This window comes from Mucilaginibacter sp. P19 (assembly GCF_050632265.1).
Lineage (GTDB): Bacteria > Bacteroidota > Bacteroidia > Sphingobacteriales > Sphingobacteriaceae > Mucilaginibacter > Mucilaginibacter gossypii.
Window position 1 is genome coordinate 368739 of record NZ_CP192586.1, and the last position, 26769, is coordinate 395507.

Consider the following 26769-nt stretch of genomic DNA (forward strand, 5'->3'; position numbering starts at 1 on the left):
TTACATCAAAATAAATAGCTATGAAGTCACCGGTATTAATATTTGTTTTTTGTTGTTTGATATTGTTTAAGGTTAAATCGCAAAGCCTGTCGCAGGGCATACCACAAGTAAAATATTATGGTAGTAATACAGAATTATTGGTAGATGGAGCGCCCTATTTAATGACAGGTGGGGAGTTAGGAAACTCAAGTGCCTCAAGCACGCCCTACATGAACCCGATTTGGCCTAAACTGCAAAAAATGCACCTCAATACCGTGATTGCACCGGTTTATTGGGAGTTATTGGAACCACAGGAGGGTAAATTTAATTTTACGCTGGTTGATTACCTGATAAAAAGTGCCCGGCAACATCATATGAAACTGGTGTTGCTTTGGTTTGGTACCTGGAAAAACAGTATGAGTTGTTATTCGCCGGGCTGGGTTAAAACCAATCAAAAACATTTTCCGCGTGTGGCAAATAGTACCGGCGGCCCCGAAGAGATTATTACGCCGTTTTCCAAAGAGGCTTTACTTGCCGATAGCAAAGCATTCAGTTCGCTGATGAGGCATATTAAAGAAACTGATAGTAAGTTTCACACTGTGATAATGGTACAGGTTGAAAACGAAATAGGCATGCTGCCGGATGCCCGCGATCATTCGAAACTGGCCGATGAAGCTTTTAACCGGCCAGTCCCGACAAAGCTAATCTCCTGGTTAAATTCGCACAAAGACAAGCTTGTACCCGAGATGCAAAAAATATGGCAGGATGGAGGGAATAAAACTTCAGGTAACTGGGAATCAGTTTTTGGCAAAAGCCCGGCTACCGACGAGCTGTTTATGGTCTGGTACTTTGCCGGATACGCTAACGCTGTGGCTAAAGCAGGTAAGGCCGTTTACCCGCTGCCGATGTATGTGAACGCAGCCCTTAACGCTCCAGGTAAAAAGCCGGGACAATACCCTTCCGCAGGCCCCTTGCCGCATTTAATTGATATCTGGAAAGCGGCAGCACCGGATATTGACTTTCTATCGCCTGATTTTTACAATCCAAATTTTAAGTATTGGAATGACCGTTATACGCGGCCTGATAACGCGTTGTTTATCCCCGAACATCGTTTTGAAGATGGGGTAGATGCGAAAGCTTTTATGCCATTGGGCATTACAAGGCGCTGGGTTTTTCACCCTTTTCTATCGAAACAGATAACAAAACGGCAGGTGAGCCGCTTGGCCAATCTTACAGTATCATTCAGCAGTTAGCCGGTGAAATCAGTAAAGCCAAACATAAGGGGACTATAGATGGCGTACTGTTAAGCAAGGATGCAGATACGGTTCGGTTGCAAATGGGTGATTATATCCTGATAGTTTCGCATGATTTAACCCTGGGCTGGTCGCCAAAAGCTAAAGATGCAAGCTGGCCATTAACCGGAGGAATTATCATTGCTTTAGGTAATGATGAGTTTTATGTAGGGGGGACAGGGTTGGTGATCAGCTTTAAATCTGTTAAAGATGGGGAGCGTGCTGGTATTTTGCAGGTGGATGAAGGGGTATTTGTAAACGGCAAATGGCAACCCGGGCGTCGTTTAAACGGGGATGAGGATCACCAGGGAAGACATTTGAGAATCCCCGTAGGGGAATACGGGATACAGCGTATTAAGCTTTATAATTATAAATGATCAGAGGTTAAAAACCGAGGAAAATGTTTTTTAAGCACCTTCCGCGGTTTAGAGCCTTTAAGCACTCAACTAATGTTATGCGGGCATCAAATTGGTTGTAATGCCGATCCTGTTCCAGGCGTTAATGGTTATAATAGCTAAGATAACCTGTGCCAGATATTTTTCTTCCAGTACTTTGGCCGCCTGTTGATATGTTTCATCTTTTAGTTGGTTACTGATTAACGTAACTTCTTCCGTAAGCGCCAGTATCGCCCGGTCTTTCGATAGTATTAACGAATGTAGGGATCTAAAAAATGAGAGGTTCAATTATATCCGGACTGCATGTTTGTCAAGGTTTTCGAGAAATTGTTCCGCATTATTTAAATGTATTCTTCGTTTTTCGGCGGGCATTTTATCAAAAGTTTTCACCAGCATGCCCAAACGCGGGTTTTGTGAAAAGAAATTGCGGTGTACATGAATGAAACGCCAAAACAGGCCATCCCAGGTATCTTGCCAATCGCCTTTTTTCCAGTCGCCCATTTTTAGCAAATAGTTGCTGCCGCTGATGTAGGGCTTGGTCATCATAAGACCGCCATCGGCAAATTGGGTCATACCGTAGGTATTGGGCACCATAACCCAATCATAGGCATCTATATACATTTCCATAAACCACTGATACACATCGTCGGGATGAAATTCGCACAGCAAAAAAATTACCCATCACCATCAGGCGCTCAATGTGATGGGTATACCCGGTAGCCAGCACCTTTTTTATCACAACGTCGACGGGGTGAATGCCTGTATTGCCTTTCCAAAACGAATGAGGAATGCGGCGTTTAAATCCCCAGTAGTTTTTAGTGCGCTGCCTGGTTCCTTCGCGCTCATATACAATATGGATAAATTCGCGCCAGCCCATTATCTGCCTTACAAATCCTTCTAAAGAGTTTAGCGGAATATCCATATCTGCGGCCACATCAAGGGCTTTATCAATAACCTGTTGCGGATTAAGCAGGCCAATGTTGAGCGTAGGGCTTAGCACCGAATGATATAAAAAACTTTCGTTTGCCACCATAGCATCTTCGTAAATACCAAAATCCCGAAAGCGTTGTTGCAAGAAATCATCCAGCCAGTGCTCTGCTTCCTCATGGGTAGTTGGATAAAAACCGCCCAGGTTGCCAAACGGCGATGTGGTGTTACCATAATTATCGGCGAAATGGGTATCTACATACAGCCGGGCTTCTTTCAGATAATCGTTTTCCGGCGATATGTTCAGCAGAGGCACTACCTCATTCTTCGGAAACCTGAGCCGGTTTTCACTATCATAGGTCCATTTACCACCAATGGGTGTTCCATCTGGTTCGAGCAAAATATTTCGCTGTCGGCGCTGGCTTATGTAAAAATCGGTTTGGAAGTAGGTTTTCTTTTTGTCAAAGAAATCGGCAACCTCGTGAGGACTATTAAGAAAATTGGGACTTCGATGTTTGATGAGCTGGATCTCATTCTCAACACAGGCCTTGTTTAATCTGCTTTCGAGCCAGTTATCGGCGGTATCGGTGTAATAAATGTTTTTGATGCCCTTTTTGGCTAATGAAGTAATCAGCCGGCGAACATCGGCAAGTGGATCCTGAGCACCAATATAGTTAACCGCAATATTTTGGCTGGCAAGATGATGCGCATAAAACTTCATCGACGCCCGGTGAAGTACCAGCTTTTTTTATTAAAACTATATTGATTGAAAAACAGTATTTCCTCCACCAAATAAGCCGGTCTTAATTGGGTTATCTGGGGATTGTGTTTGAATAACTGATGTGGGAATATAAGTGTTATGCTGTTCTGTTGCATCTAATGGATAATAGGTACAAGGCCAAATATGTTTCAAATTGTCATTATTCATTTTTATAATGCCTTGATATTCTTGTAAGCTCTTTTTGAATTCGTCGCTAAAAAGCCGCTCCGTTAAATGAGGTCAGTCATAAACGGAGCAGCCGGGATAGAATTTTTATTAAGCGAATACTTTGTTAAAAAGTAGTTGGCACGTTGTTATGCGTATAGTTTGTCCAGCATAGAAAACCGATATCGCCATTGGGCAGGCCGTTACTGTCGCATACATAATTGCTGGCGATGTAACTGGTTTCGGTAGTGCCGTAATGACGATTAGCCACTTCAATTCCCGGCCAGATAGGGTTGTTTACATTACCGTTAGGTGAGCATGGCGGCGACACGGTGCCGTGCATCAGCTTGTATTGGTAATTAAACCCGGTTAACAGGCGACTGCTGCTGGCCGAGTAAATTGACAAATCCCCCTGTATACCTGCGATGTTTGCCGCATAGCTTAAACCGGTAAGAGAGTACTGGTAATGCACATAATCATTGTGCGAGCCGCAGATCTCGCCGTCCATCGAGCCATCTGATGCAATTACATTGGGCAATACAGTTTTTACAACAGTAATGCCGTTTTGGTATACAGTTTGGCTATCTTCAAACACACCGATAGCCATTTTTGCATATCCGGCAGATACGTTCCAGTTGTTGTTAAAGTTGGGCACGTTATTGATGTAATTATCTTTCATGTTGTTCAGAAAGTTTACAAACTGGGTGTTTTCGGCCGTGGTCCAGCCGCCGCCAACACCACCGGCCGGAATATAGTATTTGATAATTTCGGCAGCCGCGGCGAAGGTAGGCGCAGCCCACGAAGCCTCAAGCGAAGCCTGGTTTGGTTGTGAGCCGGTTACGCTGAAATTCTGAAAACTATTGGCCCAGCCATCGAGTATTTGTTTTACAGTAGTAGCATATGCCGCGTTACCGGTTTTAGCCCAGCGCAGCGCCAGGGCATAGCTCAGCAGGGCATCGCCTTTAAAAGCAATTTCATCGGGTGTGGTAACTCCGCCGGCAACCTGTACAGTGGCTTTGTAGGCGCCGCTGGGGCTGTGGTTGTTGCAATAGTTTAGTACAAACTGGTAAGCCGCAAGCCGGTTGGCATCATTTGAATTGGCTTGCTGCCCCACATAATCAAGCGTTTGCTTCGTGTTGAGGATGCCGGGATGGGTAAAGCCGGTAGCCTGGGTTTTTAATGCCCGTGCGGTAGCATCATTGCTTGCCGCCGCCGGCGAGACTTGTTTTTTAGTGCAATAAGTAAAAAATAACGCCACAAAAAGGGCCAGGCCCAATAGAGTTGCAAAGGTAGTTTTTGGTTTGTTGTTCATAAATTGGTTTTTAGTTTGCAATTGGTTTCACCGGCATAGCTTATAAAACAAAGAGCTTAACGTTACCGAGGCGCGCTATTGCCTTGAATTAGGTTATACCGTTGTTTTAAGAAGATGCCAGATAATTGGTTTGATGAAACAAAATTATTGTAAAGTATTGATTAAAAGCAAGATGTAATTATTTCGATACGCTTGATTCGCAATAGTACTTCGTGATTGGGGGAGCTGTTTTAATGGGAAAAAAATTAAATTTTTTTCCCTGATACGGTTTATCCGCATAATAAATGGCGGGTTGGAGCCCGATTAAGAGTAGAGATCAACATAAAAACCAAAGCCTGCAATTGATTGCAGGCTTTGGTAAACTGATATCATGAAAGTAGGAGTTGTGCTGGCAGTATAGCTATCGGCCTCCAGCCTTTAGCTTTCCCGTTATTCATTGGTGAGAAATCCTCCTTTGCCACGATAAAGGTCAAGCTTGCCGTTAAGCTCAATTTTTATTACCGACATGTATTTATCCTGCTGGCTTTCGGGAATTGGGATATACAATAAGCCCGGTACCGCACTCCATGAAATTTTGCCGACGATTTTATAGTTTAACGGTGTTTCGCTGCCGAGAACGGTTATTTTTTTGATGCTGTTTTTTAAACCTTTCACCAATACCGGTGCGCTTGTTTTAGCCGGAACAAACAAGTATACAGTTGTTGAGTCTTTTGACAGGGTACTTGCACCATAGTAATGCCCTTGTGGCATACCGGCTACCGTATTAAAAACACCTTCGCCGTTTTTCTTGTTCCATGCACCCAGTTCTTTAAGCATGTTCACTTCTTGCGAAGGGATACTGCCATCGCCCTTAGGGCCAATATCCAGTAGTAAATTTCCACCGTAGCTTACGGCATCAGTAAAAATGCTGATGATCTCATAAGGGGTTTTAAAATTCGTGTCCTGTGGTTGATAGCCCCAGTTGTCATTGATAGTCATGCAAAGTTCCCACCATTTGTAATTAGGCCGTGATACCGGGAAGTTTTGCTCAGGGGTATCATAATCACCGAATCCCTGCAGGCGCCCGTTTATGATCGCGTTGGGATTGTAGCTTAACAGTTTTTGTCTGATGGCTGATGCTTTCCATTCATCGGCGCTGTGTTCCCAATCACCATCAAACCACCAAAGATCGGGGTTGTATTGTTTGGCCAGTTCATCCAGCTGACCGTTCATAAAGGTTAAATATTTGGCCCATTTTGCCGGCTGCGCATCAACCTTGTACCGGCTGCTGTCTTTCAAAAAGCCGGGATAGTCTGCATGGCTCCAATCAATAAGTGAAAAGTATGCTCCTGCTTTTATACCACGCGCACGCAGGGCATCATATAATGGTTTTAACAAATCTTTTTTGGCAGGTGTCTTTTTCACCACATTCAGCGAGCCATATTTGCTGTTCCATAAAGCTACACCATCATGGTGCTTAGTAGTCATTACCGCATAGCGGGCACCGCTTTCTTTAATCAGCTCTGCCAGCTCATCCGGTTTGTATTGATTTGCCGTAAAGCCTTTTAGCTGGTTCATATAATCCGGGTAGCTGATCTTTTTGTTATGAAAACTCCAGCTTTCATCTATCCCCTTTACAGAATAAATGCCATAATGAATAAATATGCCCAGCTTACCATTGGCAAACCATTGCATTTTTTCTTTGATCTCATCAGGATTTACACGGTGTTGCGCTTGTGCGTAACCGGTGTATAGCATGGTATAAAATACCATGAAAAGGTGTGATAGATTTCTTCTCATTTTCAAAAGTAATTATTGATTTTATAAATCTATATCATACTTTTTAAAAAAATAAAAAGTTTTCTTTTGTTATTAAATTAATTTATTTAAATATGCAGATATAAACCCCTGCTACATGTTTCTTAAGCATATTGACCTTATTAAAGGACTTTATTACAGTAAAACAGCTTCCCTTAACGACCTGAGTATTTATACTGGCCGAAGCATTCCTTATGTGACCAAAGGGATAGCCGACTTGATGAAGTTAGATATTGTAAAGGAAGTAGGTATAAGGGCCTCAAGCGGAGGCAGAAAGCCCGCAACTTATTCATTGATAGCTGATACCGGTTTTATCATTTCGGTAGCTATGAACCAGTTTTTGACAAGAATTGTAATTGTCAATATGAATAATGAGTTTGTGGGAGAGGTGCAGGAGTTTGAATTAAAACTGGGCGATAACAAGGATGCTATCCATTCATTGATAGCCTGTATCAAGGCTGTAGTTGTTAATTCAGGATTAGCCCAAGATAAGTTTTTAGCTATAGGGATTACCATGCCTGGATTTATTGACGCGTTTTTGGGTAATAACCTGAGCTTTCTTAAAGTCCCGGACAGAAACATTGGTAACCTACATTGCCAAACACGCCGGACTACCTGTATTTATTGAAAATGACTCGACAGCCATAGCTTTGGCTGAGCAAAAATTTGGACTTCCCATTGCCCGTAATAACTCCATGATCATTAACCTGGGCTGGGGTGTTGGTTTGGGGATGATTATCAATAAAGAGATATTTAAAGGACACAGCGGTTTTGCGGGAGAGTTTAGCCATTTGCCGCTTCATAAAAACGGAAAGCTATGCTCATGCGGTAAGCAGGGCTGCCTGGAAACAGAAGCTTCTTTGCTGGCTATTGAAGCTAAAGCTGCTGAAGGCCTGAAACAGGGGCAGGTTAGCAGCCTCCTAAAATACGATACCGTATCGGCAGATAATATCATTGATGAAGCACTTAAAGGTGATGCCTTTGCAATAAAAATCATTGCCGAGGCAGCTTATTTTATTGGTCAGGGCTTGGCCATATTGCTGCATTTAATGAATCCCGAAAGTATCATTTTAAGCGGAAAGGGGAGCGTTATCGGTAAATTATGGCTCAGCCCCATTCAGCAGGCCATGAACGAGCACTGCATTCCCCACTTAACCACCTACACCCAATTGGCGGTTTCAAACCTGGGCAATAACGCGCAACTGTTAGGAGGCGTAACCACGGTGATTGAAAATCTATATAAACTTAATCCGCAGGCCAATATTTCCGAGCCTACATAAACATATTCAAGGTCTTTTTTTAACTCAATTAATCAATTTTCATGCAACAATTTTATCTAAACTTGAAAAGGTGGGTGGTCCTGCTACTGCCCCTTTTTATCTCGGCAAATTTATTTGCCCAAACCAATGTTACGGGAGTGGTGCGCGATGACGCCGGGCCTTTACCGGGTGTAACCGTGTTAGTTGTGGGTACAACAACCGGTGTACAAACCAACATAAACGGTGCGTACAGCATTAAAGTGGCTAAGGGTGCAGTGCTTAAATTTTCATCTGTAGGCTATACACCAAAAGAAGTTACCGTGGGCGACAATGCTGTGATCAACGTAACTCTGGCTGCAGGTAAAGGCGAATTAAATGAAGTGGTAGTTACCTCATTTGGTATCAAACGCCAGGAAAAATCCTTGGGTTATGCTACTACCACCATTACAGCGAAGCAATTAACAGAGGCCGGTAATACTAACTTTGCTTCGGCATTGTACGGCAAAGCTCCTGGTGTTAAGATCACTACTGCTCCAGGTGGTTCAAGCAGCGCTGTAAACGTGCAGATCCGCGGTATCAACTCACTTAACTACAACACTCAACCCCTGTATGTTGTAGACGGTGTTATTATCCGCAATAACAGCGAGGCAGGTGCCGGTGGTTCAAATAATGACGGATACTGGTCTGATCAGCGGATCAGGGGTAACGGTATCCTGGATATCAACCCACAGGATATCGAAACGCTTACCGTATTAAAAGGCGCGAGTGCTACAGCGCTTTACGGATCTGATGCTATGAGCGGTGCTATCGTGATCACCACTAAAAAAGGTTCAAAATCAAGAGGCCTTGGTGTTGATTTCAACTATGTAGGTACTGCAGAGCAAGTGGCTTTCACTCCAAATTTTCAAAACGTTTACGGTCCTGGTTATGACCGTGCTACCAACCTTGCAGGTGGTTTTACCGAAGATGGCTGGTTAGCCGATGCTAATTCACCATCAGGATACAGACCACGTTTTAGCTCATACGCGCAATTTGGCCCTAAAATGGAAGGCCAGAAGATCAGGTGGTGGGATGGCGAGATCAGGGATTACACTCCGCAGCCAAATAACTACAAAGATCTATTTCAAACAGGCTATAGCTCAAACGCCAACATCGCTATATCAAACCAAACAGACAACGTTAATTACCGTTTGTCGGCAACCCGTTTGGATTATACCGGTATACAGCGTGGTCAAAAACAACAAAAAAACTCATTTAACTTAAACACTACTGTTAAGTTAAGTAATAAAATTAGCGCGGATATCGTTGCGAGCTATGTAAATACCTTAACTCATAACCGTCCGTATCAGTTAGGCCGTGTTTTAGCCAACTTTGGTGGCTTCTTAAACCGTTCGGAAAAAGCAGATGTGTTGCTGGATAACTATCAGACATCATTAGGTTATAAATACGTAACGCTTGGTAACGCTGCCAGAAACCCGGCTGAGGCTTTTAAATACAATATGAGCGGTGCGGATATTATGGACTTTTTCTGGACACAGTTAAAGAACAGTGAGGATGAAACCGAAAACCGTTTAATCACCAGCGCTACTTTAAACTGGGATGTGCTTAAAAATGTGAAGTTCAGAGGCCGTATCGGCAGTGATTATACCGGCCGCAATACTGAGTCACAACAATATAATGAGTATCCTACTGCATTTAACGGTTCATCAAGCACAGGTTATTACGGTGTTACCAAGGGTCAGTATTCTGTTACTTACGGTGACTTATTGTTAACCTATTCGCCAAAATTGACCAAAGACCTGAGCATGTCTGTTAGTGGTGGTTATACTTCACGCAGCGAAACTTACCGTGACCAATCTTCTGGTACTAATGGTGGTTTGGTTACCGAAAATTTCTTTTCTATCTCTAACTCATACGGTGTGCCAAATACAAGTGCAACCCGTGGTTACCTGAAAAGCCAGGCATTTTTCGGAATCTTGAACTTTAATTACAAAAACTATTTGTTTTTAGAAGGTACCGCACGTAATGAGTCGGCTTCAACACTTCCAACACAAAACAATACCTATTTTTATCCATCGGTAAATGCGGGCTTCATATTTACAGACGCATTTAAAATGCCTGAGTTTATCAGCTATGGAAAATTAAGGGCTTCATATGGTGTGGTTGGTAACAAAGCACCAAGATATGTTCCTAACGTGTTGTATAACCAATCATCATTACAAACACAAAATGGTTCAGTAACGCAGCTTACTTTTGATGCTACTTATGGTAACCTGCAGTTAAAACCAGAGATGAAATACGAACAGGAATATGGCCTGGAGGCTCGTTTCCTGAAAGACCGCTTAGGTTTGGATTTCACTTACTACAACAACCAGGTTAAAAATGTAATTATGGCGCTTAACGTTGCGCCAACAACAGGTGCTTCGAGCTTATTAGCCAATGCTGCAACCTTACACAGCGATGGTTTGGAAGTTGGTTTCAGCGGTAAACCGATAACCGGGAAATTTAACTGGGATGTGCGTTTAAACTTTGCTATTAACCACTCTAAAGTAAATAACCTCGCACCAGGTTTTGATAGGCTTACCTTCTACACAGGCGATCAATCTGCATTATTGGTTGTTGCCCAGCCAAACCAACCTATAGGTAATATATTGGTTTACCCGATAGCCAAAGACGCTAATGGTAACAAGATTGTAAACAGTGATGGTTTATACACTATTGATAAATCGAAATATGTGAACGTAGGTAATATACAGCCTAAAATTGTAGGTGGTATTGCCAACACTTTCAATTACAAAGGTTTCTCTCTTGATGTATTGGTTGATTACCGTTTTGGCGGTAAAATGGTGTCAAACCCATTAAAATATGGTACTGCTGCAGGTATGTACGAAAGTACTTTACAGTATCGTGATGCTGCTCATGGCGGTTTAGCTTATTACATTGATGGCAATGGCGGTAAACATTTAGGAACTGCTCCAAACGGTGGCAAAACCTATAACGACGGTGTTATATTACCGGGTGTAAATGAAAACGGAGAGAAAAACACTACGATTGTTGACGCTGCTTCATACTACCTGAATACTTATGACTGGGGTGAAAACTCTGTAAACGAGAATGCAGTATTTAAAAACAACTATGTGAAATTGCGCGAAGTTGTGTTGGGATACAGATTGCCTGCAAGCGTGAACAAAGCACTGCACCTTAATAATTTAAGGTTCTCTTTAGTAGGAAGAAACTTATTGTATGTATACCGCACGCTTAAAAACCTTGATCCTGAAGCTCCGATTGGCGACAAGTGGTACAGGCAAGGTGTTGATGAAGGTTCATCACCAGCTACAAGAAGCTTTGGATTCTCATTAAACGCGAACTTTTAATAGCACAAGTCATTAAATTATGAAAAAGAATTTTAAACATATAGGATACGCGTTTTTGCTTGCTTTATCATTGGGAAGCTGCAAAAAAAGCATCGACGAAAAATTTAACAACCCGGAAAAAACGGCTGTTGTAACTATCCCGTACATGTTTACCGGGATGTTAAATAATACCAGGGTAAGGGCCGAATACTGGCACTACAGAACGTTTGTACTAACTGCTACAGCTGATTTTTCACAAACCTGTTTCCTGCCTAATACCAATACCGTTTATCAGCCTAATGATGGCTATATGGGTAACCGCTGGGAGGATTTTTATCATCCAAATGGTTCGGCCAATGGTGTAATGGCTTTATACCGCACCATGGAAGTTACCTACAACCAAATGTCGGCTACAGATAAGGCAAATAATGATGTGATCATGAATGCTGCCCGGGTGGTTTTATATGATCAGGCATCAGAAATGGTTGATTGCTGGGGTGATATCCCATTCAGCGAGGCAGGAAGCCTTGAAACAAGCGCTGCTGTGAAAAACCCTAAATTTGATGACCAGATAGCGCTTTACAAAAGCTTCATCGCTGGTTTGGAAGCTGCTTCAACATATTTTAAAACTGCTACTTTATCTGGCCAGTCAAGCAAAGCATTTACACAACAGGATATCTTGTTAGGTGGCAGTGTTGATAAATGGAGGAGGTATGCTAACTCCATCCGTTTGCGTATGCTGATGCGTATGTCTTTTTATGACGAAGCTGGTTCAAAAGCTGAGGTAGCCAAAATGCTGGCTGATCCAACATCATATCCATTGATTGATGGAGGTAATACTGCGGCTTACAGCCCGGCAGCTACCGACGTTTTACTAACACCGTTAACTACTTACACTGGATCGTTGCAAAATGCGCTTACCGAAGGTGGCAGTAACTATGCGCCAGATTACCTGTTAAATACCGTATTGTTACCGGCTAATGATCCAAGGATCCCAGTATTGTACGATAAAAACGGTAATAAAACCTACCAGGCTATGCCGGTAACTTTTACAAGCGAACAGGCATCTTCTGAAGCTGCAAAATATTCGGTAGTTGATTCAACCACTTTCTTAACCAATAACAAACTTCCGGGTATCGTAATAACCGCACCTGAGGTTAACTTCCTGAAAGCTGAGGCTTTTGAGCGTTGGGGTGGTGGTGATGCTAAAGCAGCATACGAAACTGCGGTTAGCCAGTCTGTTTACTATTATTTTTATTTGAACAGCTTGGGCACCGGTAGTAAACCAACTTTAAACGCAGCTGATATTTCCACTTTATTAAGTTCGGCTTCAGTATCTTATACAGGTACACAAACCCAAAAACTGGCAAAAATATGGACACAGAAATGGGCGCATTTCGGCTTTATGCAAGGCACCCAGGCCTGGAGCGAATACAGGCGTACAAAATATCCGGTATTGAATTTCCCAACTACAGGTAAACTTTCTAACTATACTACGCCGCCAACCCGGTTAGTATATCCAAGTATCGAAACTGGCTTTAACAGTCATTATAATGATGTAAAGGCAAAAGATACCCGTACAACAAAGATCTTCTGGGATGTGAAATGAGATGCCAGATAATAGTTGATTGAGGAGCCGCCCGCGTTTGTGGGCGGCTTTTTTTATGTATAAATATTTTTTTCTATGCGCGATACGTGCAAAAGCAAATCATGTGCCCCGCCCGGATAGTAATCATCAATAAACACTCTATCTGACTTTCAGAATTGTGGAGCGATGTGAATAGCCCGCATTGGTTCTTAAGGCGGCTATTCGGTGGGTAAGATAAAACTTTAATTTACTCCCCCATCGCTTTCCTTTTGATACGAATTGATGGCAACCGCTGACCGACAACAAAATACCGATTCAAATGATATGGGCAGGAAAACCCTATCCCTTCGATTATGAGGCAATAGCCAGTTTTGATAAGATCGTAAACTTAGGTAAGTATTACCCAAACTGCGCGATTTTAGCCGGTTATGAATTGCGTTTATCACGACTGCTTAAACAAGGGGCAGATGTCTGGCTCAATAGGCCGCGGCTGACCCATGAAGTTTCAGGTACGAGCGGGATGTCGGTGGCAAAGAACGGATGTATTAATGTTTCGATTCCTGATGGCTGGTTTCCGGAATTCGTTGTGGATAGGGTGAATGGTTTTGTTGTTCCTAACACTCAAATTAGTGAACATGAATTTCAACGGGATAAAACCGATGCCCATAACCTGTATAACTTGTTGTAAAAAACGGTCATCCTGCTGTATTATAATCATCCCGATCAGTAGCTCAGTATGATCACAGCCAGCATGCAGGGTATATTGCCTCGTTTTGACAGCAATCGGATGGCAGATGAGCGCTACACAGCTTTATACCACCCTGCCTCAATCCTAACGTCCATAGTTCAACTAAAGACAAAAATCATCTTAATTCCTGATAATGAGCATTTATTTAATAGTTAATCGCCCTGAACTTTATAATCAGATTAACTAAATCATTGGTTTTTGCCAGATGCTGGAGAGAATGAGTACACCAGGGTGAATGCTATTTCCAATCCTATTTTTTGATTTAGCATTACCGGTCAAAACGAGATGAGAGTCCGCTGGGACGTAAATACTTGTACCTGGCAGCGTAGGTAACAAATGTTACCGTTTAACTTTTTTGCTGAAACTACTTTTGTTAAAAACTAAATTGATGAACAAAATAAAGCAATTGATCAAATGGGCACTGATGCTCTATATAGGAATACCAGGCTTCCTCGCAATAGCGCAAGCGCAGGACATCCACCAAAAGCTAAGCCTGAATGAAGCCATTTTGGCAGCTTTAGCCAATAACAAAGCTATTCGAGTGGCTGGTCTGGACGAGCGTATTGCGGAGTCAAATTTCAACCAGACCCAGGCGATCTTTCTGCCGCAGGTTGATCTCTCTTATACAGCTATGAGCACAAACAATCCGCTCAGCGCTTTTGGTTTTAAACTGCAGCAGCGCAGCATTACTCAAAACGATTTTAATCCTGCTTTTTTAAACCATCCTTCTGCAACACCAGATTATATGGCACAAGTGGAGGTCAAACAACCCCTGCTCAACATTGATATGCTATACATGCGTAAAGGTGCTGAAAAACAAACCGAAATTTACCGGTATAAGACACAGCGCACCCAGGAGTACACTACTTTCGAAATCACGAAAGCGTTTTTGCAGCTGCAACTGGCCTACCAGGCGGAGAAAGTTTTGACGGAAGCAAGACAAACAGCAAAGTCTGTATATACCTTCACCGAAAATCACTTTAAACAAGGGTTGATCCAAAAGTCGGACTTATTGAATGCCCAAGTGCATGTAACCTCGGTTGAAAGTAACCTGGCAAAAGCAAGAAGCAGTATCCTTAACGCTTCTGATTACCTCAGCCTGTTAATGGGGCAGCCGACCGGGAAAATTTACAGCATCGCTGATGAGCCGCAAACAAACTTGTCAGTTATCGACAGCACGCAAAAGATATTCGCTAACCGGTCAGACTTTATGGCCATGCAGAAAGCAATTGATGCATCCGGCCTGATGATCAAATCGAGCCAGATGAGTTACCTGCCAAAGCTGAATGCCTTTGGCAATTACCAGTATAACGACAGCCGTTTAACCGGGTTCGGTGCTAAAGCTTACCTGGTCGGTATACAGTTATCGTGGAACGTTTTTAACGGGAATAAGACCAAACATGTTATTGCCGCACAAAAACTGGAGCGTGACAAACTTACCATGCAGTTAGCTCAGCAAAAAGACCAGAGCCAATTGGAGCTTGACAAAGCTTACCGCGACCTGTCCGATGCACAATTTGAAATGGGCCAGGACCAGGCCGCGATAGAACAGGCAGCCGAGGCCCTGAGAATCTTACAGAACCGTTACCAGCAAGGGCTGGTCAATACCACAGATATATTGACTTCAGATACGCAGTTGTCCCAATTGAAATTTTCGCTTGCACAGGCGCGGTTTACTGCAGATGTGACTAACGCCTATATCACATTATTAACAACAACGACCACCAAATAAACCATCAGATATGAACTTGCCGATCCATAAAAACAGGACTTTACAGCTATTTGCAACGATAGGTTTGCTGCTTATTAGCTCCTGTTCTTCCAACGAAAAAAAGACACATACGCCGGTGCAGATACCGCCATTTTTGTTACGGTAAGCCAACCTTCGGCCGATGCCAACCAGGGATTGACGGTAAGCGGACAAGTAGAAGCCAGTCAAACAGCCAATATCAGCACCAGGGTCATGGGCTATATCACGAAGATCAATGTTAAAGTGGGCGACCGGGTGAATAAAGGGCAAACGCTGGCGACTATCAGCAATGACGATATCCTGGCGAAACGGGCCCAGGCCGATGCGATGATAACAGAAGCTGAAGCTGGTTTTAAGAACGCACAAAAGGACTATGACCGCTTTAACGCATTGTATAAACAGCAAAGTGCTTCAGCTAAGGAACTCGACAATATTACACTGCAATACAGTTCGGCAAAAGCACGATTGGAAGCAGCAAAACAACAACGTAATGAGGTAAACGCCACGCTCAGTTACACCAGCCTGACCGCTCCTTTTTCAGGAACCGTAACTCAGAAAATGATGGATGCCGGTAGCATGGCCACCCCCGGAATGCCACTATTGACCATTGAACAAAGCGGGAGCTACCAGGTGAGCGCAACTGTGCCTGAAAGCGAGATCAGCCTAATAAAAAAAGATGCGCAGGTAACGATAAATGTCGATGCGATTCATAAAGTGATTAATGGCAAAATAACGCAAATCAACCAGTCTTCTGAAAACAGCGGCGGCCAGTATATGATCAAAGTAAATATCCCAGATAACGAAAAGCAAGGCTTGTTTGCCGGCATGTACGCCAATGTGGCCATCCCGTTACCATCGCCAATAAAAACCGACAATACTGGTAGTCAGTTGATGGTTCCGGTATCGGCTATCGAATATAGGGACCAATTAACTGGCTTATACACCATTGGCAGTAACCATACCGCCTTGCTTCGCTGGGTAAGGCTGGGCAAAGCGCAGGGTAACCAGGTAGAAGTATTAAGCGGAATGGCTTCAAATGAGCAATTTATTGTCAGCGCAGAAGGCAGATTGTATAACGGTGTAGCTGTTAAAATAAAATAAGAACATGAAAGACGGATTTGCAGGAAATATTGCTAAGGCATTTATACAGTCGAAATTGACCATACTGTTGATGATCGCCTTTTTACTCATTGGTGGTTACAGCACCTTCTTAATTCCGCGCGAGGAAGAGCCACAGATACAGGTACCGATGGCCGATATTTTTATCGGGTACCCCGGTGCCTCCCCCAAAGATGTGGAAACCAAAGTTGCGGCACCAATTGAAAAAATGATCTCGAATATCAAAGGCGTAGAATACGTTTATTCAACTTCTATGCAGGGACAAGCCATGGTGATCGTGCAGTTTAACGTGGGCGAAGATGTGGAGCGTTCATTAGTAAAGCTTTACAGCGAGCTATTGAAGAATATGGATAAAATGCCGCAAGGCGTTACGCTGCCATTGATCAAGACCAGGGCCATTGATGATGTGCCGGTATTAGGGTTAACGTTATGGAGTGATAAATATGACGATTACCAGCTGAAACAGATGGGACAGGAGTTGGCTAACGAGATCAAGAAAATCAACGATGTATCTGATGTCAATATCATCGGCGGCCGTAACCGCGAGGTAAAAGTATTGCTGGATAAAAGTAAGATGGCCGAAAGCCATGTGGACTTTTTGTCGTTGAGCAAACAAATTCAGGGTAGTAATATGCAATTACCAGGTGGCACACTGCTGCAAAAAGATACTGCCTTTTCCGTCGAAACCGGGAATTTTCTCACTTCATCAGATGATGTTGGCAATTTGGTGGTAGGTATTAACCAGCAGCAGCCGGTTTATCTGAAACAGATAGCCAAAGTTGATGAGGGTGCGGAAACGCCGAATCAGTATGTGCTGTTTGGTTATGGGAAAGCGGATACTAAAAATGTTCAAGCCTTTAAATCGAATTACCCGGCTGTCACCCTATCTGTCGCCAAAAAGAAAGGCGCGGATGCCATGAAATTGTCTGAACAGATCCTTGGTAAGGTGGAGCATTTAAAAGCAAGTTTATTGCCTGATGATGTGCATCTAACCGTCACCCGTAATTATGGCGAAAGCGCGTCAGACAAGGTGGGGGAATTACTGCTTCACCTGTTTATCGCCATCGTGGTGGTAACCGTATTTGTAATGCTGGCGATGGGCTGGCGAGGTGGATTAGTTGTATTTCTTTCTGTGCCGGTAACCTTCGCGCTTACGTTGTTTGCCTACTACCTTATGCATTACACGCTTAACCGAATTACCTTGTTCGCTTTGGTGTTTATTACGGGTATCGTTGTAGATGATTCTATTATCGTCGCCGAAAATATGCACCGGCACTTTAAAATGAAAAAATTGCCGCCATTGCAGGCCGCCATCTATGCCATTAACGAGGTGGGTAATCCTACCATACTGGCAACCTTCACTGTAATTGCAGCTGTATTGCCAATGGCTTTTGTATCCGGTATGATGGGGCCTTATATGAGCCCAATGCCTATAGGAGCCTCAATCGCTATGATCTTATCGCTGATAGTTGCTTTGACATTAACCCCCTACCTGGGTTACATCTTTTTACGCGAGAAAGAGAAGCATGGTATCGCTGACGAAGAAAGCAAACCAAAATTACTGGAAGAAACCCGCATCTATAAAATATACCGCTCATTTATACGGCCTTTACTCGAAACCCGCTGGAAACGCTGGGCATTTATACTAAGCATCGTGGTGATCCTGTTCGCATCGTTATCGATGTTCTACACCAAGGCGGTGGCCGTTAAAATGCTGCCATTTGATAATAAGAATGAATTTCAGGTAGTGGTTGATATGCCGGAAGGAACCACTCTCGAAAAGACACAGGCCGTAGCAAAAGATATAGGATCCTATGTATCCAGACAAGTACTTGTCAGGAATTATGAAACCTACATCGGCACTTCTGCCCCGATCAGCTTCAACGGGTTGGTGCGCCATTATGATCTGCGCCGGGGAGACAATGTTGCCGATATACAGGTTAACCTGGTTGATAAAAATGACCGCAGCATCCAAAGTCACGACATCGCCAAAGAAATGCGTGGTCCAATACAGGAAATTGCCAAAAAATATAATGCCAATGTGAAGATCGTGGAAGTTCCCCGGGTCCGCCGGTGTTGTCAACCTTGGTGGCTGAAATTTACGGGCCTGATTATAAGGAGCAGATCAAAGTGGCCAGGCAGGTAACAACTTTAATGAATAAAACCTCCAATGTGGTAGACGTGGACTGGATGGTCGAAGACGACCAGCCGGAATATCATATTGAAGTGAATAAGGAAAAAGCAATGCGTTATGGTATCGCTACGGCACAAATAGCTGCAACGGTTAACGCCGGGCTGTCGGGTATGCCGGTTGGCAATACAGCCCAGCCCGCTGCTTATAACCAAACCGCAATTAAGCTACAGTTGAGCGACGCCGATAAGAGCAATATAGATGATGTGCTGAACCTAAAGGTGATTGGGATGCAGGGGAACGCAGTACCCGTAAAGGACCTGGTTACCGTAACGCGGCAGACCAAACCGAAAAGCATATACCGTAAAAATCAAAAAGAAGTAGTTTATGTACTGGGTGATATGGCCGGTGACCTGGAAAGTCCATCTTATGCTATTTCGGATATTTCTGACCACCTGAAGTCGGTGACCGTTCCCAAAGGCTTTTCGCTAAAAGAGGAATACACTCATCAGCCGGAACTGGAGGATAATTACAGCCTGAAATGGGATGGAGAATGGCAGATCACTTTTGAAGTATTTCGCGACCTGGGTATCGCTTTCGCCGTAGTAATCATCATGATCTATATCCTGATCGTAGGTTGGTTCCAGAATTTTACGGTGCCGCTGGTGATGCTTGCTGCGATACCGCTTTCATTGATAGGTATCGTGTTAGGCCACTGGATGCTGCACGCTTATTTTACCGCAACCTCCATGATTGGTTTTATAGCCCTCGCCGGTGTGATGGTGCGTAACTCTATCTTACTGATCGACTTTATCAATATCAGGCTGGATGAGGGCATCCCGCTCAAACAAGCCATTATCGAAGCTGGTGCGGTACGGACTACGCCTATATTACTAACAGCCGGCGCAGTGGCCTTAGGCGCAGTGATCATTCTGTTCGACCCGATCTTTCAGGGGCTTGCTATCTCGCTGATGGGCGGTACGATCACTTCCACCTTCCTAACCCTGATCGTGGTGCCCTTATTATATTTCAAAATGATGCGTAAAACTCATCTTAATCCTAAAAAATCTGCGTCATGAAACTATTGGTCGTAACCTGTCTAAAAGAATGTCTGGGCGACATTTCAAAAATATTTAAAGAGGCAAACATTGATGTTTTTAGTACCAGCGAAATCATAGGACAGAAGCAAGGTAAAGGGACTAATTTTTGGAAGATTGGTTTGCCAGCGGCGATGAAAAAGTTGAGTCAATGATGATCTTCACGTTTACGCCGTCGGCAAATGCGAAACAGGGGATGGAACTCATTAAAATTTATAACAAAACGCATGATAATAATTCCCCCGTCAGGACATTCATCATGCCGGTAGAGAAATTTCTATAACCTAAAAGAACATGAAAGAAAGAATTGTACGTGCCGTTGCCGGCACTATGGTGTTAACCAGTATCATATTGGCCTACACAATAAATATCCAGTGGTTATGGCTGGGTGTTTTTGTCGGACTTAATTTAGTCCAGTCCGCTTTTACGAGGTTTTGTCCTTTGGAATTGATCTTAAAGGCAGTAGGCGTCAAAGATTGATAACGGGATGGTTTGTAATGGATCGTTCAAATCTGTCCCCTGTTAGTGCTAATCATCCGATAAGTGATGAACATCATGAATGAGGCTATTGACGGTCATTATTTGTTTATTATAACAAAGGTAAATTGGCTTTCTGATCAATACAAAATGGAAACAACCGATGGAAGCACATTATTATAACGTAGAAGTTAACTGGAATACAGAACGCAAAGGCATGATGTGTTCCCCCGAGTTAAACCGGGATGCCGGCAGTTGCATTGAAGTTGCGACACCCCCCGAGTTTCCGAAAGGGGTTCCCGGGATCTGGTCGCCCGAGCATTTGTTCACGGCCGCCGTGAGTAGCTGTTTAATGACCACCTTCTTAGCCATTGCAGAAAATTCGAAACTCTCATTTGTGAGCTTCAGCTGCAATTCGAAAGGGAAACTCGAACAGGTGGACGGGAAATTCATGATGACCGAGGTTATTCTTGAGCCCACGGTAACCATCGCTGATGAAAAAGACAGGGAAAGAGCCGAAAGGGTGTTGCAAAAATCAGAAACGGCCTGTCTCATCTCCAATTCAGTCAGGTCAAAGATCATCATGACCCCATTAATCAAAGTTCTCAACATTTAAATTAATTTGTATGTCAAAACCTCATATCATTATCCTCGGCTGCAATTTTGCCGGGCTTACAACAGCCAGATATATTCATGCTGCTGTAAAGGACAAGGCGAACATTACCATCATTGATCGTAAAGCATTGCTCACCTTTGTTCCCAATATCCCTATGCAGGTTTTGGCCAATATCAACCCGGCAATCGACCTGCAATATAAATTCATGTCGTACCTGGAACATGACGGAAGTGAATTTATCCAGGCGGAGGTTACTACTATTGATGCCGATACCAACACCGTATTTTACCAGCCGAACGAGCGGCCCGGTCACCCAGTAAGAAAAATAAAGTATGATTACCTGGTTGTTGCGCTGGGTAACCGCCTGGCTTACGATGCGGTGGACGGTTTTAATGAGAACGGACATAGCGTTACGGACGCTTTTTTGGGTAACCGGCTGAGAAATTACCTGCATAAGGAATACAAAGGGGGGCCTATAGCGCTCACCTCTGATATTTTTCACCAGGGTAAGAGCTGGAAGCTGCCATCCGGCTTGCCTATAGCCATGACTGCATGCGAAGGCCCGCCTGTTGAACTTGCATTTTCATTGGCACACTGGTTGGAAAAAATCAAAAAGGCAATGCCGAAACAATTTATCTATCAACTCCTGCAAAAGTAATTGCGGAAGATGCAGGAGAAACGATATTGCATCAGCTATTACCCATGATGGCAAAAATGGGCTACCATTACCAAGCAAATACAAATGGTATCAAAAAGGTTTATAACGGCGGTATCGAGTTTAACGATGGTCTCGTCACAGGAAGCAGAGGTATCTATCATTTTCCCCGACTGGCAGGCACATTCCTTTTTAAAGGAATTGCCTTTTACCGATGATATGGGTTTTGTCGTCACCGATCTGTATATGCGCAATCCCGATTATCAGAATATTTTCGCGGTTGGTGACGCCGCTGCAATTACCGTTCCTAAGATCGGGTCACTGGGCCACATGGAAGCCGAGGTATTGGCTAACGCTATAGCGAAAGAATTAGGCGCCATTAAGGGAGATATTGAACCTATGGAATTTGAACTGCTGTGCATGGGTGATATGGGTGGCATAAAAGGTTTTTACATGCGTACCAATGAATGGTGGGGCGGTAAGGAAAGCCACCTGGAGATGGGCATTACACCTTACGCCCTGAAAATGGGCTTTAAGCAAATGTATTATACCCTGGGCGGGAAAATTCCGCAATGGGGGCTGGCATTAAGTGAAATGATTGGGGATCATACTGTTCTATAAAGATATAATAATGCCTTTAACTATGAAGTAGATATTAAAAAGGCAGTCGTTGAAAATCGAATGTAACATTTGTTACCGTTGCTAAAGCTGATTCGAGGGATCTTTGTGTGATCATTAGATACTTAACCATCATTAAAATGGAAGAGAAGCAAGAAAAGGCGCTGGCGATGTGGCCGGCCATTGTCAAAGCCAAATGCCCTAAATGTCGGATCGGAGATATTTATACCAGCCCTTTATATAGTTTAAGCGGCCAGAAAATGCACATCAATTGCCCGCATTGCGGGATGACCTATGAACGGGAACCGGGATATTTCTATGGTGCTATGTATGTAAGTTACGCTTTTATCGTGGCCGAACTGGTAGCCCTGGCCATTGGTACATCCATCATAACAGGAAGCGATAACCCCTGGTTGTACATTATCGTTTTATTGGGTGTTGTTGGCCTGCTTGCCCCTTTCAACATGAGATACTCAAGGGTTATCCTGCTCCATTGGTTGACTCCAGGCCTCCATTATCATCCGGATTTAAGTGCCGGTCATTAATATGAGGTTATGAAAAATACGATACTGTACAATTGGACCTTGGGCCGCAGGCTTTGGGTCATTATCGGCTTAGTGATCATTACGGAAGGGATTTTCAAAAAAGATTTAGTAAGCTTTATCGGAGGCTTGATTTATACCGGGATAGGGGTATTTAACAAAACGCTGTGTTCAACCGGCTTGTGTTCGTTTTCTCTTAAAATAATAGAAACTCCAACCGACGACAATGGCACCAAACAAATAGAAAATTAATATGAATTTATTTAAGCAGTTATTTGGCGGCTCGCCGTCTGTTGACCTGGAAAGTCTAATCAAAGATGGCGCATTTTTAGTTGATGTACGCACTCCCGGTGAGTTTGCAGGTGGCCACGCTAAAGGGTCTGTCAATATTCCTTTAGACCAGTTACCGCAACAACTTTCCAGGTTAAGGAATAAGAAAAGCATCATTGTTTGCTGTCAAAGCGGAGGCAGGAGCGGGCAGGCAAAAGGAATACTGGAAAAAAACGGGATAACCAATGTCATCAATGGCGGAAACTGGAATAATGTAGCGCAATACTGTTAACTTAGCTACATGGATGAATCTGCCAATTTTGCTTTTCAGTTTGAACCCGCGCTGATAGAAGAAATTGAGACGTTTGGTGAATTACGCTCATTCAAAGACGGTGATATCATTATGGATTACGGAAAATACATCCGTATGATGCCCCTCGTAGTAAAAGGTACATTAAAGGTATTGAAAAAGGATGATAATGGCAACGAGATATTGCTATATTATCTATCCAGCAGCGAAACCTGCTCTATGGCATACAGTTGTTGCCTGGAAGAAAAAAGAGCGAAGTTAAAGCCATCGCTGAAGGGGACCTTCAGATCATAGCCATTCCGCATAACAAGTTGGATGAATGGCTATGCAAATACCCCAGCTGGAAAAATTATATCATGCGGAGCTTTAATGAGCGTTTTTCAGAATTGTTAAAATCTATAGAAAGTATCGCGTTTCATAAGCTGGACGACAGACTGATCGCTTATTTGAAAGAAAAGAAGAGATTATCAGGTTCCAATCTGATTAAAGCCTCCCACTACCAGATTGCCGATGAGCTGGCCACTTCCAGGGTAGTTATTTCACGCCTCCTAAAAATCCTTGAAAATAACGGGAAGATTTTACTATATCGCAACGAGATCAAGTTATTAAATAATTTCGACGCTTAATTATTCCAGCCCAACATTGTTCTTAATAAAGATCCCGACATTTTATTTAAATAAGACCAGGATCATCTTTCTATGTAACATTTGTCACCAACCAATACTTTTATATAGGTTAATTTTATTAAAAAATTAATGCAATGAAAAAGAACATGGGTACGCTTGACCGTTCTTTACGGATCCTTGCGGCGCTTGCAATAGCGATCTTATACTATAAGGGTGTTCTGTCAGGGACGCTTGCAATTATTCTGCTGGCCCTTGCCGCTATCTTCATTTTAACAGGGTTTGTCAGTTTTTGTCCATTGTATTACCCCTTCAAGATCAGCACAAGGAAAACTGGCGCCTAACTTAAAAACTTTCTGCCGGTTTAATCCGAGCGAAAAGACAGAACGTGATAGCTTTAAGGCAGCGTGAATCACCCCAGCTATCGGAATTTTGAATTTCCATATTCGGATCACAGGTTCACTTATTAATACATATCATGCATAAAATAGCGTCTATTCATTCTGTTGCCTAAGGTGTAGAGTTTTTCTGGCTTACCATTTAACCCATTTTTTAAGCGTTCGGCAGTGATCGCTGCTTTCTGGGCTGTCAGGCTTTCGTGAGCTGCATAAACCATTTGCCTGCAATGTGTCCAGATATGCGTTGAATACCCGGACAGATTCTTTTATGCCTTTTAAGCGACCTGCTTTACTGTTCCATTGCGAGAGTTCAGAGGTTCTTGATGATGTGGTTTCCGCCCGTTTTCAGTTCACTGTAACGCGCAGGTAAATTGGTCCTGGGCCTTCTTTGTAGTTCTTTGGTTTCTTCAAATAGAAGAGCAAGCTGAAATTAGTTTTCATGTTAGATAACATTAAAAAGTGAAACAAAACTAAGTTTGCAACTAATCACAAAGAGGTTAATTATTTAATGTTTTGATATTCAATATGATGTATTTTATCTGGTGAGTGAATAAAAATATCAGATTTACTCACCTTATCGCTCTGCTTTTGATGCGAATTGATGGCAATTTGGAGTATTTTAAATAAAAGCAAAAGCCTTCAATCGTTTGATTTTCAGGCTTTTGAATAATTTAATATCAAAATCAGCGGAGAGGGAGGGATTCGAACCCTCGATACCCTTTTGGAGTATACACACTTTCCAGGCGTGCTCTTTCGACCACTCAGACACCTCTCCGAGTAAATGCGGATTGCAAAGGTAAAATATTTGCCCTTACTATCAATAAAAAAGCGAAGCCCGTTTTAACCGGCTTCGCTTTCACAAAAACTTAACTCTACTTATAAAAATTGCACTCGCACAAGTATGACAGTTATGGCGTGCTTTGGTTTAATTTGAGTAAAAAATATTAGGCTGCAATGCAGATACATAATTTTAGCTTATGTTTGCTCCGCACTGTCACATGGCGGTGGTTAACATAAAATACTGTTTTGGTTGCAATGCTGAGCATCAACGACATTAAAAAACCTATTGCTGCTGATATTGATGCGTTTGAGGAGAAATTCAGGAACTCAATGAAAAGTTCCGTTCCGCTGCTTGATCGCATCACGCATTATATTGTAAAGCGTAAAGGCAAGCAGATCCGTCCTATGTTCGTATTCTTTTCGGCCAGTATTTGCGGGGGCATCAATGAGGCTACGCACCGCGGGGCGGCACTGGTTGAGCTGTTGCATACAGCATCTCTTGTGCACGATGATGTGGTTGATAACTCTTATCAGCGCCGCGGGTTTTTCTCTATCAATGCTTTATGGAAAAATAAGATAGCCGTTTTGGTGGGTGATTACCTGCTTTCAAAAGGCTTGCTGCTTTCTATCGATAACAACGATTTTCAATTATTGCGTATTGTTTCAGATGCTGTTAAGCAAATGAGCGAGGGCGAACTGATGCAAATTGAAAAGGTGCGCCGCATGGATATTGGTGAACCTGTTTATTATGAAGTGATCAGGCAGAAAACCGCTTCGCTTATTGCATCCTGCTGTGCCTGCGGTGCTGCGTCGGCAGGGGCCAGTGACGAGGTGATTGAAAAAATGCGCCTCTTTGGCGAGAAGATAGGCATCGCGTTCCAGATCAAGGATGATATGTTTGATTTCGGCACTGATGATGTGGGTAAGCCGTTAGGTATCGATATCAAAGAAAAAAGTCACCTTGCCGCTTATTTACGCCCTGGCCAATTGCAGCAGTTCAGAAAAAAGAGGGTGATCAACCTGGTGAAGAACCATAATGAAGACCCTAAAAAAATTGCTGAGATCATCAAATTTGTGAAGGATATCGGTGGCTTACAATACGCCGAAACCCAGATGAAAAAGTACCAGGAGGAGGCTTTCGAAATCCTGAACACTTTCCCCGACAGTGATTCGCACCGCGGGCTGGAGCAACTGGTTAGGTTTACTACCGAACGGGACAAATAATCAATTTTATTGCTGCGTATAAATAACTGGTTTTTTAAAGATGCACTCCCTATCTTTATCACAGCCGGTTTTTACACTTATGACAGCAACAATTCCTACACTGTTTGAATGGGCGGGTGGTACACCTGCTTTTGAACTGCTTTTCAACAAGTTTTATGATAAGGTTTTGGCCGATGAGCTGCTGGAACCCGTATTTAAGCATATGTCGCCCCTGCACCGGATGCATGTGGCGCATTTTGTAAGTGAAGTTTTTGGCGGCCCAAAAACCTATAGCGAAACTGAAGGCAGCCATTATGCCATGATCAATAAACATTTGCAAAAGCATTTAACCGAAGCGCACCGCAAGCGCTGGATTGAACTGTTGCTGCAAACTGCTGATGAACTTTCACTGCCCGATGATCCGGAATTTCGCTCAGCTTTTATGGCTTACCTTGAGTGGGGTACGCGGATAGCAGTGCTGAACTCCCAAACAGATAATACTACAGAAAGCCCGGATACGCCTATGCCGAAATGGGGCTGGGGCGTGCCGGGGGGACCATACATTCCCTGAAATAATAAAACACGTATGTAAAATGACCGGTGTT

The 26769-nt window shown here is 43.2% G+C and carries 29 protein-coding genes and 1 tRNA gene; 24 read left to right on the top strand and 6 right to left on the bottom strand.

Features of this window, described 5'->3' with window-relative positions; all coding sequences use genetic code 11:
- The first annotated feature begins 20 nt into the window (after positions 1 to 20).
- Complete coding sequence (locus tag ACQ86K_RS01845) at positions 21 to 1232, top strand: beta-galactosidase (protein WP_431199692.1); 1212 nt, start codon at positions 21 to 23, stop codon at positions 1230 to 1232.
- A gap of 8 nt (positions 1233 to 1240) precedes the next feature.
- The gene (locus ACQ86K_RS01850; protein ID WP_431200776.1) at positions 1241 to 1648 is read left to right on the top strand and encodes a DUF5597 domain-containing protein; all 408 of its coding nucleotides are present in this window, start codon (positions 1241 to 1243) and stop codon (positions 1646 to 1648) included.
- 75 nt (positions 1649 to 1723) lie between these two features.
- On the opposite strand, the gene ACQ86K_RS01855 is transcribed toward ACQ86K_RS01850, so the two are convergent.
- From ACQ86K_RS01855 to ACQ86K_RS01875, 5 genes are all read right to left on the bottom strand, one after another.
- Positions 1724 to 1954 (bottom strand): carboxymuconolactone decarboxylase family protein, encoded by a 231-nt coding sequence (locus tag ACQ86K_RS01855; RefSeq protein ID WP_091175589.1) that lies wholly within the window; start codon positions 1952 to 1954, stop codon positions 1724 to 1726.
- A complete protein-coding gene (locus tag ACQ86K_RS01860; RefSeq protein WP_431199693.1) occupies positions 1955 to 2287 on the bottom strand; it encodes a hypothetical protein in 333 nt (110 codons plus the stop codon).
- Positions 2268 to 3335 carry a cryptochrome/photolyase family protein gene (locus tag ACQ86K_RS01865; RefSeq protein ID WP_431200777.1) on the bottom strand — a complete coding sequence of 356 codons (1068 nt, stop codon included), beginning with the start codon at positions 3333 to 3335 and terminating at the stop codon, positions 2268 to 2270. Before ACQ86K_RS01865 ends, ACQ86K_RS01860 begins: the two co-directional genes overlap by 20 nt.
- Before the next feature lie 310 nt (positions 3336 to 3645).
- The gene (locus tag ACQ86K_RS01870) at positions 3646 to 4830 is read right to left on the bottom strand and encodes an alginate lyase family protein (protein ID WP_091175583.1); all 1185 of its coding nucleotides are present in this window, start codon (positions 4828 to 4830) and stop codon (positions 3646 to 3648) included.
- A 429-nt stretch (positions 4831 to 5259) separates the two neighbouring features.
- Positions 5260 to 6609: an alpha-L-fucosidase gene (locus tag ACQ86K_RS01875; protein WP_091175580.1), complete on the bottom strand. Its 1350-nt coding sequence runs from the start codon at positions 6607 to 6609 to the stop codon at positions 5260 to 5262.
- Between the two features lie 115 nt (positions 6610 to 6724).
- On the opposite strand from ACQ86K_RS01875, the gene ACQ86K_RS01880 reads away from it, so the two are divergent.
- From ACQ86K_RS01880 to ACQ86K_RS01975, 20 genes are all read left to right on the top strand, one after another.
- Complete coding sequence (locus tag ACQ86K_RS01880) at positions 6725 to 7255, top strand: hypothetical protein (RefSeq protein ID WP_431199694.1); 531 nt, start codon at positions 6725 to 6727, stop codon at positions 7253 to 7255.
- The gene (locus ACQ86K_RS01885; protein ID WP_431199695.1) at positions 7209 to 7907 is read left to right on the top strand and encodes an ROK family protein; all 699 of its coding nucleotides are present in this window, start codon (positions 7209 to 7211) and stop codon (positions 7905 to 7907) included. Before ACQ86K_RS01880 ends, ACQ86K_RS01885 begins: the two co-directional genes overlap by 47 nt.
- A gap of 74 nt (positions 7908 to 7981) precedes the next feature.
- The gene (locus ACQ86K_RS01890) at positions 7982 to 11260 is read left to right on the top strand and encodes a SusC/RagA family TonB-linked outer membrane protein (protein ID WP_431199696.1); all 3279 of its coding nucleotides are present in this window, start codon (positions 7982 to 7984) and stop codon (positions 11258 to 11260) included.
- 19 nt (positions 11261 to 11279) lie between these two features.
- Complete coding sequence (locus tag ACQ86K_RS01895; RefSeq protein WP_091175571.1) at positions 11280 to 12848, top strand: SusD/RagB family nutrient-binding outer membrane lipoprotein; 1569 nt, start codon at positions 11280 to 11282, stop codon at positions 12846 to 12848.
- A gap of 298 nt (positions 12849 to 13146) precedes the next feature.
- Positions 13147 to 13515 carry a hypothetical protein gene (locus ACQ86K_RS01900; RefSeq protein ID WP_091175568.1) on the top strand — a complete coding sequence of 123 codons (369 nt, stop codon included), beginning with the start codon at positions 13147 to 13149 and terminating at the stop codon, positions 13513 to 13515.
- Between the two features lie 448 nt (positions 13516 to 13963).
- Positions 13964 to 15307 carry a TolC family protein gene (locus tag ACQ86K_RS01905; RefSeq protein WP_091175565.1) on the top strand — a complete coding sequence of 448 codons (1344 nt, stop codon included), beginning with the start codon at positions 13964 to 13966 and terminating at the stop codon, positions 15305 to 15307.
- Positions 15308 to 15481: 174 nt separating this feature from the next.
- The gene (locus tag ACQ86K_RS01910; protein WP_431199697.1) at positions 15482 to 16426 is read left to right on the top strand and encodes an efflux RND transporter periplasmic adaptor subunit; all 945 of its coding nucleotides are present in this window, start codon (positions 15482 to 15484) and stop codon (positions 16424 to 16426) included.
- Positions 16427 to 16430: 4 nt separating this feature from the next.
- The gene (locus ACQ86K_RS01915; protein ID WP_431199698.1) at positions 16431 to 18590 is read left to right on the top strand and encodes an efflux RND transporter permease subunit; all 2160 of its coding nucleotides are present in this window, start codon (positions 16431 to 16433) and stop codon (positions 18588 to 18590) included.
- Positions 18533 to 19654: an efflux RND transporter permease subunit gene (locus ACQ86K_RS01920; protein WP_431199699.1), complete on the top strand. Its 1122-nt coding sequence runs from the start codon at positions 18533 to 18535 to the stop codon at positions 19652 to 19654. Before ACQ86K_RS01915 ends, ACQ86K_RS01920 begins: the two co-directional genes overlap by 58 nt.
- Entirely contained in the window at positions 19651 to 19827 is a 177-nt protein-coding gene (locus tag ACQ86K_RS01925; RefSeq protein ID WP_431199700.1) for a hypothetical protein, read from the top strand. The genes ACQ86K_RS01920 and ACQ86K_RS01925 overlap by 4 nt, the downstream gene beginning before the upstream one ends.
- A 139-nt stretch (positions 19828 to 19966) precedes the next feature.
- A complete protein-coding gene (locus ACQ86K_RS01930; RefSeq protein ID WP_091175555.1) occupies positions 19967 to 20152 on the top strand; it encodes a YgaP family membrane protein in 186 nt (61 codons plus the stop codon).
- Between the two features lie 160 nt (positions 20153 to 20312).
- On the top strand, positions 20313 to 20765 hold the full coding sequence (locus ACQ86K_RS01935; RefSeq protein WP_091175553.1) for an OsmC family protein: 453 nt from the start codon (positions 20313 to 20315) through the stop codon (positions 20763 to 20765).
- Between the two features lie 10 nt (positions 20766 to 20775).
- Entirely contained in the window at positions 20776 to 21423 is a 648-nt protein-coding gene (locus tag ACQ86K_RS01940) for an FAD-dependent oxidoreductase (RefSeq protein WP_431199701.1), read from the top strand.
- 84 nt (positions 21424 to 21507) lie between these two features.
- On the top strand, positions 21508 to 22041 hold the full coding sequence (locus ACQ86K_RS01945; protein WP_431199702.1) for a hypothetical protein: 534 nt from the start codon (positions 21508 to 21510) through the stop codon (positions 22039 to 22041).
- A 137-nt stretch (positions 22042 to 22178) separates the two neighbouring features.
- The gene (locus ACQ86K_RS01950) at positions 22179 to 22583 is read left to right on the top strand and encodes a DUF983 domain-containing protein (protein ID WP_091175547.1); all 405 of its coding nucleotides are present in this window, start codon (positions 22179 to 22181) and stop codon (positions 22581 to 22583) included.
- Between the two features lie 9 nt (positions 22584 to 22592).
- Positions 22593 to 22832, top strand: coding sequence for a hypothetical protein (locus ACQ86K_RS01955; RefSeq protein WP_091175544.1), 240 nt, complete (start codon positions 22593 to 22595; stop codon positions 22830 to 22832).
- A gap of 1 nt (position 22833) precedes the next feature.
- Complete coding sequence (locus tag ACQ86K_RS01960) at positions 22834 to 23142, top strand: rhodanese-like domain-containing protein (protein WP_091175542.1); 309 nt, start codon at positions 22834 to 22836, stop codon at positions 23140 to 23142.
- A 9-nt stretch (positions 23143 to 23151) separates the two neighbouring features.
- Positions 23152 to 23454, top strand: a complete 303-nt coding sequence (locus ACQ86K_RS01965; RefSeq protein WP_431199703.1) for a hypothetical protein — start codon at positions 23152 to 23154, stop codon at positions 23452 to 23454.
- Positions 23394 to 23786 (top strand): Crp/Fnr family transcriptional regulator, encoded by a 393-nt coding sequence (locus tag ACQ86K_RS01970; RefSeq protein ID WP_431199704.1) that lies wholly within the window; start codon positions 23394 to 23396, stop codon positions 23784 to 23786. The genes ACQ86K_RS01965 and ACQ86K_RS01970 overlap by 61 nt, the downstream gene beginning before the upstream one ends.
- 134 nt (positions 23787 to 23920) lie before the next feature.
- The gene (locus ACQ86K_RS01975; RefSeq protein WP_091175536.1) at positions 23921 to 24127 is read left to right on the top strand and encodes a YgaP family membrane protein; all 207 of its coding nucleotides are present in this window, start codon (positions 23921 to 23923) and stop codon (positions 24125 to 24127) included.
- Positions 24128 to 24868: 741 nt separating this feature from the next.
- Here the strand turns inward: ACQ86K_RS01975 and ACQ86K_RS01980 are convergent.
- A tRNA-Ser gene (locus tag ACQ86K_RS01980) sits at positions 24869 to 24956 on the bottom strand.
- A gap of 260 nt (positions 24957 to 25216) precedes the next feature.
- On the opposite strand from ACQ86K_RS01980, the gene ACQ86K_RS01985 reads away from it, so the two are divergent.
- Both ACQ86K_RS01985 and ACQ86K_RS01990 read left to right on the top strand, forming a co-directional pair.
- A complete protein-coding gene (locus tag ACQ86K_RS01985) occupies positions 25217 to 26185 on the top strand; it encodes a polyprenyl synthetase family protein (protein WP_431199705.1) in 969 nt (322 codons plus the stop codon).
- A gap of 79 nt (positions 26186 to 26264) precedes the next feature.
- The gene (locus ACQ86K_RS01990) at positions 26265 to 26735 is read left to right on the top strand and encodes a group II truncated hemoglobin (RefSeq protein ID WP_091175532.1); all 471 of its coding nucleotides are present in this window, start codon (positions 26265 to 26267) and stop codon (positions 26733 to 26735) included.
- Positions 26736 to 26769 lie beyond the last annotated feature (34 nt).

Excerpts from the sequence above, each read along its gene's own strand:
- ACQ86K_RS01845 (WP_431199692.1), top strand. The coding sequence starts at position 21 with ATGAAGTCACCGGTATTAATATTTGTTTTTTGTTGTTTGATATTGTTT.
- ACQ86K_RS01860 (WP_431199693.1), bottom strand. The coding sequence starts at position 2,287 with ATGTATATAGATGCCTATGATTGGGTTATGGTGCCCAATACCTACGGT.
- ACQ86K_RS01870 (WP_091175583.1), bottom strand. The coding sequence starts at position 4,830 with ATGAACAACAAACCAAAAACTACCTTTGCAACTCTATTGGGCCTGGCC.
- ACQ86K_RS01875 (WP_091175580.1), bottom strand. The coding sequence starts at position 6,609 with ATGAGAAGAAATCTATCACACCTTTTCATGGTATTTTATACCATGCTA.
- ACQ86K_RS01880 (WP_431199694.1), top strand. The coding sequence starts at position 6,725 with ATGTTTCTTAAGCATATTGACCTTATTAAAGGACTTTATTACAGTAAA.
- ACQ86K_RS01895 (WP_091175571.1), top strand. The coding sequence starts at position 11,280 with ATGAAAAAGAATTTTAAACATATAGGATACGCGTTTTTGCTTGCTTTA.
- ACQ86K_RS01900 (WP_091175568.1), top strand. The coding sequence starts at position 13,147 with ATGATATGGGCAGGAAAACCCTATCCCTTCGATTATGAGGCAATAGCC.
- ACQ86K_RS01905 (WP_091175565.1), top strand. The coding sequence starts at position 13,964 with ATGAACAAAATAAAGCAATTGATCAAATGGGCACTGATGCTCTATATA.
- ACQ86K_RS01915 (WP_431199698.1), top strand. The coding sequence starts at position 16,431 with ATGAAAGACGGATTTGCAGGAAATATTGCTAAGGCATTTATACAGTCG.
- ACQ86K_RS01925 (WP_431199700.1), top strand. The coding sequence starts at position 19,651 with ATGAAACTATTGGTCGTAACCTGTCTAAAAGAATGTCTGGGCGACATT.
- ACQ86K_RS01930 (WP_091175555.1), top strand. The coding sequence starts at position 19,967 with ATGAAAGAAAGAATTGTACGTGCCGTTGCCGGCACTATGGTGTTAACC.
- ACQ86K_RS01935 (WP_091175553.1), top strand. The coding sequence starts at position 20,313 with ATGGAAGCACATTATTATAACGTAGAAGTTAACTGGAATACAGAACGC.
- ACQ86K_RS01940 (WP_431199701.1), top strand. The coding sequence starts at position 20,776 with ATGTCAAAACCTCATATCATTATCCTCGGCTGCAATTTTGCCGGGCTT.
- ACQ86K_RS01945 (WP_431199702.1), top strand. The coding sequence starts at position 21,508 with ATGGTATCAAAAAGGTTTATAACGGCGGTATCGAGTTTAACGATGGTC.
- ACQ86K_RS01950 (WP_091175547.1), top strand. The coding sequence starts at position 22,179 with ATGGAAGAGAAGCAAGAAAAGGCGCTGGCGATGTGGCCGGCCATTGTC.
- ACQ86K_RS01955 (WP_091175544.1), top strand. The coding sequence starts at position 22,593 with ATGAAAAATACGATACTGTACAATTGGACCTTGGGCCGCAGGCTTTGG.
- ACQ86K_RS01960 (WP_091175542.1), top strand. The coding sequence starts at position 22,834 with ATGAATTTATTTAAGCAGTTATTTGGCGGCTCGCCGTCTGTTGACCTG.
- ACQ86K_RS01965 (WP_431199703.1), top strand. The coding sequence starts at position 23,152 with ATGGATGAATCTGCCAATTTTGCTTTTCAGTTTGAACCCGCGCTGATA.
- ACQ86K_RS01975 (WP_091175536.1), top strand. The coding sequence starts at position 23,921 with ATGAAAAAGAACATGGGTACGCTTGACCGTTCTTTACGGATCCTTGCG.
- ACQ86K_RS01985 (WP_431199705.1), top strand. The coding sequence starts at position 25,217 with ATGCTGAGCATCAACGACATTAAAAAACCTATTGCTGCTGATATTGAT.
- ACQ86K_RS01990 (WP_091175532.1), top strand. The coding sequence starts at position 26,265 with ATGACAGCAACAATTCCTACACTGTTTGAATGGGCGGGTGGTACACCT.